The sequence below is a fragment of the Streptomyces sp. NPDC051214 genome (assembly GCF_040682375.1).
Taxonomy (GTDB): Bacteria; Actinomycetota; Actinomycetes; order Streptomycetales; family Streptomycetaceae; genus Streptomyces.
Genome location: NZ_JBFBAT010000025.1, coordinates 81,120 through 91,908, shown reverse-complemented (window position 1 = coordinate 91,908; position 10,789 = coordinate 81,120). Strand labels below are relative to the sequence as shown.

Annotated in this window: 9 protein-coding genes; all 9 read right to left on the bottom strand. The window is 70.0% G+C overall.

All coding sequences use genetic code 11. The features are described 5' to 3' along the window. Window positions 1–131 precede the first annotated feature (131 nt). The 9 genes from AB0M70_RS40750 to AB0M70_RS40710 all read right to left on the bottom strand — a co-directional run bounded on the left by AB0M70_RS40750 (window position 132) and on the right by AB0M70_RS40710 (window position 10,698). Window positions 132–803: a response regulator transcription factor gene (locus AB0M70_RS40750; protein WP_365828671.1), complete on the bottom strand. Its 672-nt coding sequence runs from the start codon at window positions 801–803 to the stop codon at window positions 132–134. After that, window positions 800–2,098 carry a histidine kinase gene (locus tag AB0M70_RS40745; protein WP_365828669.1) on the bottom strand — a complete coding sequence of 433 codons (1,299 nt, stop codon included), beginning with the start codon at window positions 2,096–2,098 and terminating at the stop codon, window positions 800–802. The genes AB0M70_RS40750 and AB0M70_RS40745 overlap by 4 nt, the downstream gene beginning before the upstream one ends. Window positions 2,099–2,123: 25 nt before the next feature. After that, window positions 2,124–2,930: an ABC transporter permease gene (locus tag AB0M70_RS40740; RefSeq protein ID WP_365828667.1), complete on the bottom strand. Its 807-nt coding sequence runs from the start codon at window positions 2,928–2,930 to the stop codon at window positions 2,124–2,126. After that, window positions 2,927–3,871, bottom strand: a complete 945-nt coding sequence (locus AB0M70_RS40735; RefSeq protein ID WP_365828665.1) for an ATP-binding cassette domain-containing protein — start codon at window positions 3,869–3,871, stop codon at window positions 2,927–2,929. The genes AB0M70_RS40740 and AB0M70_RS40735 overlap by 4 nt, the downstream gene beginning before the upstream one ends. A 111-nt stretch (window positions 3,872–3,982) precedes the next feature. Next, window positions 3,983–5,500 carry a type VI secretion protein gene (locus tag AB0M70_RS40730; protein WP_365828663.1) on the bottom strand — a complete coding sequence of 506 codons (1,518 nt, stop codon included), beginning with the start codon at window positions 5,498–5,500 and terminating at the stop codon, window positions 3,983–3,985. Between the two features lie 3 nt (window positions 5,501–5,503). Next, window positions 5,504–6,928, bottom strand: a complete 1,425-nt coding sequence (locus AB0M70_RS40725; protein WP_363213209.1) for an ATP-binding protein — start codon at window positions 6,926–6,928, stop codon at window positions 5,504–5,506. Between the two features lie 17 nt (window positions 6,929–6,945). Then, a complete protein-coding gene (locus AB0M70_RS40720) occupies window positions 6,946–8,505 on the bottom strand; it encodes an SCO6880 family protein (protein WP_365828661.1) in 1,560 nt (519 codons plus the stop codon). After that, window positions 8,502–9,872, bottom strand: coding sequence for a hypothetical protein (locus tag AB0M70_RS40715; RefSeq protein ID WP_365828659.1), 1,371 nt, complete (start codon window positions 9,870–9,872; stop codon window positions 8,502–8,504). The genes AB0M70_RS40720 and AB0M70_RS40715 overlap by 4 nt, the downstream gene beginning before the upstream one ends. Continuing rightward, window positions 9,862–10,698: a hypothetical protein gene (locus tag AB0M70_RS40710; RefSeq protein ID WP_365828657.1), complete on the bottom strand. Its 837-nt coding sequence runs from the start codon at window positions 10,696–10,698 to the stop codon at window positions 9,862–9,864. Before AB0M70_RS40710 ends, AB0M70_RS40715 begins: the two co-directional genes overlap by 11 nt. Window positions 10,699–10,789 lie beyond the last annotated feature (91 nt).

Genomic DNA, 10,789 nt, shown 5'->3' with positions numbered 1-10,789 from the left:
TGCAGGGGGGACCCTGTGGGAGAGTAGGACGCCGCCGAACTATTATTACGGGAAACCCCCGCACCCTCTGGGTGCGGGGGTTTTCTGCGTTCAGGGTCAGTAGGCCATGCGCCTGCACCACATTCATCAACTCACTCCGGCCGCACCAATTTCGTGTCGTACGCCAGAATCACCGCCTGTACCCGATCCCTCGCCCCCGTCTTCGCGAGAATGCGGCCCACGTGTGTTTTCACCGTCGACTCCGCGAGGTGCAGCCGGCCCGCGATCTCCGCGTTCGTCCAGCCCTGCCCGATGACCGTGAGGATCTCGCGCTCCCGTTCCGTCAGTGCGGACAGGCGCGGGTCCCGGAACGGGTCGGGCTCCTCGCCAGGGCGTGGCGGCAGATGATCGGCGTACGCGTCGAGGAGGCGGCGGGTCAGGCTCGGGGCGACGACCGCGTCCCCCGTGGCGACCGCCCGGATACCCGCGAGGAGCTCCTCCGGCAGGGCGTCCTTGATGAGGAAGCCCGAGGCTCCCGCGCGCAGACCCGCGTACGCGTACTCGTCGAGGTCGAACGTGGTGAGGATAAGGACGCGGGTGCGGTCGCCCGCGGCCACGATGCGGCGCGTCGCCTCGATGCCGTCGAGCCCCGGCATGCGGATGTCCATCAGGGCGACGTCCGGGTGTAGTTCGGCCGTCATGCGGACCGCCTCGCTGCCGTTGCCGGCCTCTCCCACCACCCTCATGTCGTCCTGGCTCTCCAGGAGCATGCGGAAGCCGAAGCGTTGCATCGGCTGGTCGTCGACGATGAGCACGGTCGTCACTGGGGGGATTCCTTGAGTTCCTCGGGGAGATGGAGTCTTACCTGCCAGCCGCCTGCCGGTTGCCGCAGCGGGCCTGCCTCAAGTGTCCCGTCGTACATGGCCGTTCGCTCGCGCATTCCCGTGAGGCCCCGGCCCGGCGAATCACCGGGTGAGGGGCCGCGCGTTCCAGGGGGGCCACCTGCCCCCGTGTCCGTCACCGTGGCCCGCACCCCGTCGTCGCCGTACACGACCTCCACGTACGCCGTCGCCTCCGGGCCGCCGTGCTTGAGGGTGTTGGTGAGGGCCTCCTGGACGACGCGGTAGACCGTCAGTTGGCGGCCCGCCGGGAGGCCGTCCAGGCTGCCGTGCACCGTGCTGCGTACCGGAAGCCCCGCGGCCCGTACCCCGGCGATGAGGCGGTCGAGGTCGGTGAGTGCGGGCTGCGGAGCCAGGGCGGCGGCCTCGGGAGCCGCCTCGGGGGCGTCCTCGCGCAGGACGTCCAGGAGCCGGCGCAGTTCCGTCAGGGCCTGGCGGCTGGTCGTGCCGATGGCCGTGAGTGCCTGGGCAGCGCGTTCCGGGGACTTGGCGGCCGCGTACGAGCCGCCGTCCGCGAGGGTCGTGATGACCGAGAGGTTGTGGCCGATGATGTCGTGCATCTCCCGGGCGATGCGGGTGCGTTCGGCGTGGGTGGCGAGCTGCGCCTGCTGGTCGCGCTCGACTTCCAGCTGCTTGGCGCGCTGCACCAGCGATGCCGTGTACTCCTGGCGGGTGCGGACGGCGATGCCCAGCAGGGCGACGATGGCGTAACTCATCATCATCGGGACGATCTGCTGGTCCCAACTGCCCTGCGGATAGCGGAGATGGCCGAGCACGGCGGGCGCGAGGGCCAGGCCGTACGTCCAGGCCAGCGTGCGCATCGGCAGGCGTATCGCGATGTTGAAGACCATGATGAGCAGGTTGAGCGAGCTCTGGAGGACGGCCCCGGTCCAGTTGTTGACGAGGGTCGCCGCGAGCATGACCGCGTACATGGCGAGCGGGTGCGTGCGGCGCCACAGGAGCGGCACCGTGACGGACAGCATGATCGCGTAGAGGAGCCAGGCGGGGATGTCCGTGTTCTGGGCGATGTTCCGCCACCCGTCGCCCACGAGGTCCACGAGCCCGACGATTAGGAAGAAGCCGGTCAGGAAGGCGTTCCAGACCAGCGGGCGCCGCCGGTCGAAGGCGCGCGCCCACTGGACGCCGCGCTCGACGTACCGGGTCAGCGGCTGGGTGTCCGCGGACCAGTCCGGTTCCGGGGGCGGGGTCCGTGGGGTCACGGCTTCATCCTCGTACGCGATCCGGTCATACGTCCCGTCGCTTGAGCAGATACGCCGCCGTCGCCAGGGAGGCCACCGTCCACGCGCACAGCGTGAGCAGGCCTGTGCCGGGGGCGAGGTCGCCGGACGTGGTGTGCACGGTCGCGAGGGACTCGGCGGCGGGCAGCGGGAAGTAGTTCAGGAGGTCCCGCACCGTGTCGTTCGGGATCATCATGGCGAGCTGCGGGAGAAGGATCAGGCCGCCGACGTACGCGCCGATCGTCCCCGGAACGCTGCGCAGGGCCGAGCCGAGGCCGAGCACGATGACCCCGATGAGGGTGGTCCCGATGGCCGAGCCGGCCACGGCGCGTGCGATGCCGGGGTCGCCGAGGGACGCCTCCAGGTCCGTGCCGCCGAGGAACATCTGGGCCAGCGGGAACGTGAGGAAGTTCGTGACCAGGAGCGTGCCGAGGGCGACCGCGGCGAACACCGTGGTCTTCGCCCGGAGCACCGGGAGGCGGCGCGGCACCGCGGCCATCGTGGCCCGCACCATGCCCGTCGCGTACTCGCCCGCGGTGACGAGGATGCCGAGGACCGCGATGGCGACCTGGCCGATCTGGTTGCCGAGCAGGGCGTAGGTGACCGCGTCGATCTCGTCGCCGGAGTCGGGTGTGTAGGTGGCGCCGACGATCATGCCGAGGATGACGGTGAGGACGCTCGCCAGGCCGAGCATGATCCAGGTGGAGCGAAGCGTCCACAGCTTGTGCCACTCGGAGCGGAGGATGCCGCGTGAGGTGAGGCGGTAGGGGGTGCTGGGGGTGGAGGTGGCGGCGGTGGTCGTCGTGCTGCTCATGCCGCTGCTCCTTCCGGGACGGTGGTGGTGGCGGTGGACACGGATGCGACGTACTCGACCGACTCCCGCGTCAGGTCCATGAACGCCTGCTCCAACGAGGCCGCGTGCGGGGTCAGTTCGAAGAGCGGGATGCCGTGGCGCGCCGCCGTGCGGCCGATGTGTTCACCGTCGGTGCCGCGTACGTCGAGGACGCCCGGCGTGTCACTCGTGATCTGTACGCCGGGCGCGGCGAGCAGCTCGCCCAGGAGGCCCGCCTCGGGGGTGACGACCTTGACGGAGCCGGTGCCCGAATCACGTACGAACGCCTCGACCGTGGTGTCCGCGAGGAGCCTGCCGCGGCCGATGATGATCAGGTGCTCGGCGGTCAGCGCCATCTCGCTCATGAGGTGCGAGGAGACCAGGACCGTACGGCCCTCGGCGGCGAGGGACTTGAGGAGGTTGCGGATCCACAGGACGCCCTCGGGGTCGAGGCCGTTGACCGGCTCGTCGAGGATGACCGCCGCCGGGTCGCCGAGGAGCGCGGCCGCGATGCCCAGGCGCTGGCCCATGCCGAGCGAGAAGCCCTTCACGCGCTTGCGGGCCACCTCGTGGATGCCCACGAGGTCCAGGACCTCGTCGACCCGGCGGCGCGGGATGCCGTGCGTGTGGGCCAGGGCCATCAGGTGGTGGAAGGCGGTGCGGCCCGGATGCACCGACCGGGCCTCCAGGAGCGCGCCCACCTCGTGCAGGGGCGCGGTGTGCGTCGCGTACGTCCGGTCGCCGATGGTGGAACGCCCCCGCGTCGGGGCGTCAAGGCCGAGGAGCATCCGCATGGTGGTGGACTTGCCCGCGCCGTTGGGGCCGAGGAAGCCGGTGACCGTGCCCGGGTGGACGGTGAAGGACAGGTCCTCGACGACGGTCTTCTCGCCGTAGCGCTTGGTGAGTTCGTATGCCCGAATCATGCCTCTGATGCTGGCGCTCGCGGGGGCGCGGGGCGTCGGACCAGGGGCGGGAGCCGGGCGGGTGCGGGTAGTACCGGGGTAGGACGGCGACCCTGAGGTCCTCGGTCGCTCTCAGCCGGGGAGTTCCGCGTGCGGCCAGCGGGAGCGGGCCTGTTCGCGGGAGCGGAGGAGGGCCAGGGTGGGCAGGCCGCGGTCCGCGCCGGTGGACAGGAGCTCCGGGAGCTGAGGGAGGGGGGCCACGGCGGCCACGTCGTCCAGGACCAGCGTCATTGGTGGGTCGAGCCGACCGGAGGATGACCGTTCGGCCATGCGCCGGCCGTGCTCGACCACGCTTGAGGCGAGTGCCGTGAGAAGCGGCATCGCGCCGGGTCCTTGGGGCGACTTGGGGTCCTCGATGGGTTCACCCACCACAAAAAGCGTGCCCCCTTCATCGATGAAGGAATCCAAGGTGAGGGCATCGGTTCGGTTCGGGGTACACGATTCCCGTACGTTCAGGGTGAAGAGGGCGGAGAGTGCCCGCGCCGTCAACTCCTGCGCCATGTCCCGGCGTTCGGGGTACGCCGTGAGCGCTGCCTCCAGCTCGCCCGCGGCTCCCGCGGCCGCCTTCTGGTGGGTGCGCAGGACCCGTACGGCGTCCTGGACCCCGGTTCCCTGCGCCCAGCGGTGCACGTGCTTGATGGGGCGGCCGTCCACCGCCGCGGCGTGCAGGAAGCTGCGGAGGAGCGTTTCCGCTGTGTCGGCCACCGTGCTGTCCAGTTTGGCGCTCGGCCTTATGGCGGCCAGCAGGGCGGTGGCTCGCTGGGCGGCGACTGCCTTGTCTTCGCAGGCGGTGGTGGGGGACCAGTGCATTCTTGCGGGGGTGTCGCAGAGGTGGGAGGGGTCGTAGACCAGGACGGGGCCGAGCTTTGCTCGGGCGTCCTTAGTTTCTTCCCACAGGGTGGGGTCTGAGGTGAGGATGAGGGCTGAGCCCTCGGCGTCTCGGATCGCCTCTGCTGCGAGGGGTCTGCGGGTTTCCCTTGGGCCCAGTACGAGGGGTGTACGGGGGGTGGGGACCGGCAGTTTCTCCATACTCGGCGGTTCGGGGCTGTGCCCCTCTGGGGGGCCGGGGCTCGTGTCAGTCGCACCCGCCGTCGTGGGCTGTGCCCACCCGTCCCGCCCTGCGGGACGATTGCCCACAGCAGGAGCGGCTTCGACCGGAGCGCTTGCCTCCGGAGCCGGCGAGAGGCGTTCCTCGCGTCTCGCGCGTCGTACCGCTCGCCACCGCGTCACCGTTCCCATGACGAAGATCGTCAGGACCACCAGGACCATCAGCTGGCCGATCAGCAGGCCCCAGAACAGGCCGTAGCCCGTGAGCTGGGCCGCCGGGGTGGCCGGCCAGGCGCCCGCGATGTCGTGCGGCTGCTGGACCAGGTGCCGCATCGCCACGGGTGTGTTGCCGAAGGTGACGTTCTTCGGCCAGGAGCCGTGCGAGAACAGGCCCGCGAGGCCCGTGGCCGACCAGACGAGGACCGTCAGGCCGAGCACGAAGGCGAGGCCGCCCACCAGGAGGCCGTCGGGGATGCCTCGCTCCCGTGACTCGCGCCGTCCGCCCCGGTCGCGATACTCGGGCTCAGGTCCCCGGTATGCCATCGCTCACGCCACCCCGTAACGCGACGACGACGAGGGATCGTTCATCTGCTGTTCCATGTACGCCGCCCGCTCCTCCGCCTCCAGTTCCGCCGCGCGCAGGGCGTCGTCGGCGAGGAGCTGGTCCGCCGAGGACTCCGTCATGGCGCGGTCGGTGAAGACCAGGGGGCGTTCGGTCTCGGTGATCAGGTGTTTGACCACCTGGACGTTGCCGTTGACGTCCCATACGGCGATGCCGGGGGTGAGGGTGGGGATGATCTCCACCGCCCAGCGGGGCAGGCCGAGCACCCGGCCCGTCGCTCTCGCCTCGTCCGCCTTCTGGGCGTAGATCGTCCTCGTGGACGCCATCTTCAGGATCGCCGCCGCCTCCTTGGCCGCCGCTCCGTCCACCACGTCGCTCAGGTGGTGGACGACGGCCACGAAGGAGAGCCCGAGCCGTCGGCCGAACTTGAGCAGCCGCTGGAAGAGCTGCGCCACGAACGGGGAGTTGATGATGTGCCAGGCCTCTTCCACCAGGAAGATGCGCTTCTTGCGGTCCGGGCGGATCCACGTGTGTTCGAGCCAGACGCCCACGATCGCCATCAGGATCGGCATGGCGATCGAGTTGCGGTCGATGTGCGAGAGGTCGAAGACGATCAGCGGGGCGTCCAGGTCGATGCCGACCGTCGTCGGGCCGTCGAACATGCCCCGCAGGTCACCGTCGACCAGGCGGTCCAGGACGAGCGCGACGTCCAGACCCCACGCCCGTACGTCGTCTATGGCCACGTTCATGGCCTCGGCCGACTCCGGCTCCGGATGCCTGAGCTGCTCCACGATGTCCGTCAGGACGGGCTGGCGCTCCACGATCGTCTCGTTCACGTACGCGTGGGCGACCTTGAGCGCGAAGCCCGAGCGCTCGTCGAGCCCGTGCCCCATCGCGACCTCGATGATCGTGCGGAGCAGGGCGAGCTGACCCGTCGTGGTGATCGAGGGGTCCAGCGGGTTGAGGCGGATGCCCATGTCGAGCGCGGCCGTCGGGTCCAGGCGGATGGGAGTTATCCCCAGCTCCTGGGCGATGAGGTTCCATTCGCCCACGCCGTCCTCGCCCTGCGCGTCCAGGACGACGACCTGCCGGTCCTTGAACCTGAGCTGCCGCAGGACGTACGTCTTCTCGAGCGCCGACTTGCCGTTGCCCGACTCGCCGAGCACCAGCCAGTGCGGGGCCGGGAGCTGCTGGCCGTACAGCTGGAACGGGTCGTAGATGTAGCCCTTGCCGGAGTACACCTCGCGCCCGATGATCACGCCCGAGTCGCCGAGGCCGGGGGCGGCCGTCGGCAGGTAGACCGCCTGGGCCTGCCCCGTCGACGTACGCACCGGGAGTCTGGTCGTCTCCACCTTCCCGAACAGGAAGGACGTGAAGGCGTCCGTGAGGATGGTCAGCGGATCCCGCATGGTGGCAGCCCTCGCCTCTAGCGTCGGATGCCGGTCGCGAACGGCAGCGTGTTGACGAAGGCCCTGTGGTGCTCGCGGTCGCACCACTCCAGCTTCAGATACGACTTCCCGGCCGAGGCCCGGATGGTGCGCTTGTCGCGCGCGAGGGCTTCGGGGGAACGGGACGAGACGGTGATGTAGCCGACCAGATTGACGCCGGCCGCGCCGCTCGCGAGGTCCTCGCCGCGCTGGTCCAGACGGGAGTTCGACGCGATGTCGCGGGGGTCGACCGTGCGGTTCATCTTGGCCTGGCGGCTTGCTTCGGCCTCGTCGTTCGTCTTCTCCGTCAGCATGCGCTCGATGGCGACCTCGGTGGGTTCGAGGTCCATGGTCACCGCGACCGTGCGGATCACGTCCGGGGTGTGGACGAGCAGCGGTGCGAGGAAGTTGACGCCGACGGGGGTCATCGGCCACTCCTTCACCCAGGCCGTGGCGTGGCACCAGGGGGCGCGGGTGGAGGACTCGCGGGTCTTGGCCTGGAGGTAGGTGGGCTCCATGGCGTCGAGCTCGGCGGGCCAGGCGTTGCGCTTGGTCATCGCCTGGATGTGGTCGATGGGGTGGTCCGGGTCGTACATGGAGTGCACGAGCGAGGAAAGCCGCCCCTGCCCGAGCGGCTGCCGTACGCGGATGTCCGCTTCCTGGAGCCGCGAGCAGATGTCGGTCAGCTCGCGCGCCATGACGACCGCGAGACCGGCGTCCTTGTCGAGCTTCCGGCCGCCGTGCGGGCGGCTGGCGCGCGCCATCGCCTGGGCCTCGGCGGCCAGGTCGCGGGAGTAGTGCATGCAGGCCACGAGATACGCGCGGTGCTGCTCGCTGCTGGTGGACACCATCGACTGGAGCTGCTCGTACGACTGCTGCAGCCAGGGCAGTGCCCGGTCGTCGCCTCGTACGCTGACGTCCTTGGCGTGGGCGTCCGGGTCGGCGGGAAGGGTGCGCGCGAGCATCTGCAGCCGCGTCACGAACCCGTCGCCGTTGGCGACGTGCTTGAGCAGCGTGCCGAAGCGGTCGACCAGCGCCTCCTGGTCCTCGGAGTCGCGCAGGCCCACGCCGGGGCCCTCGATCTCGATGGCGGCGGTGACGGTCCGCCGGTCGGCGTGCAGCAGTACGGCGATCTCATCCGGCCCGAAGGGCGCGGCCAGCCAGTTGATGCGGCCGATGCCCGGCGGCGGGCCGACCTCGACCTCCCTGCCGTCGAAGCGGATGCCCGCCTCGGGGGTGGCGGAGCGGTAGGCGGTGCCGCGCTTGAGGGAGCGCTTGTAGCTGCGGTTGATCTCGAACCACTTGAAGAACGTGCGGCCCTTGTAGGGGACGTAGACCGCGGCGATCGCCAGCATCGGGAAGCCCATGAGCAGCACGATGCGCAGGGAGAGGACAGGGACCAGGAGCCCGCACATCATCCCGATGAAGGCGCCGACGATGATCAGCGCGATCTCACCGGTCTCCCGGTTCTTGCCGACGATCGCGTTCGGCCGCGCACGGCCGATCAGATATGTGCGGCGGGGCGCGACCGGATGGGACACGTGGGACTGGGTGGTCATGAACGCCCTTCACCTCCCGAGCGATTGGTAGTGCCAGTGGAACCTGTGGAGCCGTTGCCCGAGCCGCGGTTGCGCGCGTGCGGGGTGCTGGTCGCGCTGCCCCGGGGCGGGGGTGCGGCGGAGGGGACAGATCCGCCGCCGTTCGATGAGCCGCCGCCTCCGCCTCCGCTGGGGCGGCTGCTGTGGGCGGCGACGCCGCCGCTTGCGGGGTTGGCGGGTCGGGCCTGGTTGGTGCCGCCTCCGCCGCCGCCCCCACGGGAGCTGTGGGTCTTGATGCCCTGGGAGACGAGGGACGCGGGGGAGGTGATGACGGCCGCGGCGCGGTTCTCCGCACCCTGGGAGATGCGGTTGTTCCGCGAGTTGGCGATCTCGTCGCCGAAGCCGGGGACGAAGCGGTAGATCATGGCGCTCGCGAAGATGGCGAGCAGGATGATCGAGAGCCCGGAGACGACGGCGGAGAACGCGTCGGGCCCGTCGTCGGCGGAGAGCGCGCCGGCGAGGCCGAGCACGATGACGATGATCGGTTTGACGAGGATGACGGCGATCATGATCCCCGCCCAGCGGCGGACGTGCGTCCACAGGTTCTTGTCGACCAGGCCCGCGTACACGACGGTCCCGAGCAGGGCGCCCACGTAGAGCAGGGCGGCCCGGATGACGAGCTCCAGCCAGAGGATGCCGGCCGCGAGGATCGACACGAGCGAGACGACGATCAGCATGATCGGCCCGCCGCCGATGTCCTCGCCCTTCTTCAGGGCCTCGGAGAACGTCCCGAAGAAGGTGTCCGTCTGACCGCCGGTGGCCTTCGCGATGACGTCCGTGATGCCGTCGGCCGCCGAGACGACCGTATAGAGGATCAACGGCGTGAAGGCGGAGGCGAGGACCGTCAGCCACAGGAACCCGATGGCTTCGGAGAGCGCGGTGGTGAGGGGGACGCCTCTCACTGCGCGTTTGGCGACGGCGAGGAGCCAGAGGAGGAGGGTCAGGATGGTGGACGCGGCGAAGACGACCGCGTACTGCTTGAGAAAGCTGGGGTTCGTGAAGTCGACCTCGGCGGTCTCCTTCACGGCTTCGGAGAGCTTGTCGACGGTCCAGGACGCGGCTTCGGCGCAGCCCTTCGCCAGGGAGGAGAGGGGGTCGGCGGTGGAGTCCAGGGGGGCGTCGGTGGGGTACTTGCCGCTGCTGTCGCCGGTGCTGCTTTCTTGGCCTTTTTCGCAGTATTTTTTGGCGGGGCCGCGGATGAGATCGCAGGGGTCGTCGTCGGGCTCGGGCGCGGCGAGGGCCTGCGTGGCGAAGAGGACCACGGCGGTCTGCACCGTGGTGACCGCGGCTGCGAGCGTGAGGGTGCGACGGCGGTTGCTAGCGGGCATAAGTGAACCCTCCGTACTCCTCCACAGCCTTCGCCATGTCATCGGCCGACGAGGCCCTTTGGTCGCGCCCGACGGGGACGGGGCCGTCCTTCTGCTTGAAGTCGGCGACCTTCCAGTCGCCCCCGACCCACCGCAGCTCGTACGTGTTCGTGAACCAGCTCTCGGAGACCGGGTTCTTCGTGTTCTCCCCGGCAAGGCCGAAGAGCGAGGAGTACCAGATCTCCACGGTCGCCGAGTTGCCGCTCAGCTGCTTGGAGGTGGTGCCCACCGGGATGATGCGCGAGACGAAGGTCGTGCCCTTCGGCGCACTGCCGTCAGGGTTCAGGCCGATGCCCGTCAGAAACGCCTTGCCGGAGTACACCTTGTCCAGCGAAGCCTGGCGAGAGGCGGCGGCCTGCGGGGTGTAGACGGTGTTGACGATGCTGTGGCGCAGGCCGGCCTTGAACATGTCCGCCGACCCCAGCGCCACCGCATAGTTCGCCGCAGCGGACTCCGCCCCCTGCTCACTCTTCGCGAAGCCCGAAGGGATGCCTGACGTCTTGCCGTCGACCGGCTTCTCTCCGGAAGCGGCGGTCGGATTGGCCGGCGCCTTCTTCCCGTCCCCCTCTCCGGAGGAGGACCCGCTGCCGCCGCGGTTCGCGAAGGCGATGGCGGCGATCAACAGCACCACCACACCCACCACCGTCACGAGACTCCGTGACGAAGAACGGCCGGATCTGCGCGCTCCGTACCCATCCTGGCCGCCCCCCTCGCCCTCGGGGAGCCGTGTCCGGGTCTCGCCCGAGCCGCCGTAGAGGCCGCCGTTTCGCTCGTCGTCGAGACTCATGCCGCGTACGCCCCCTCAACCTCTCGGTGTACCGCCACGTACGACGGTAGCCGTGCTGGTTCCCGCGCGGGCGCGGTGTGGTGACTCGACA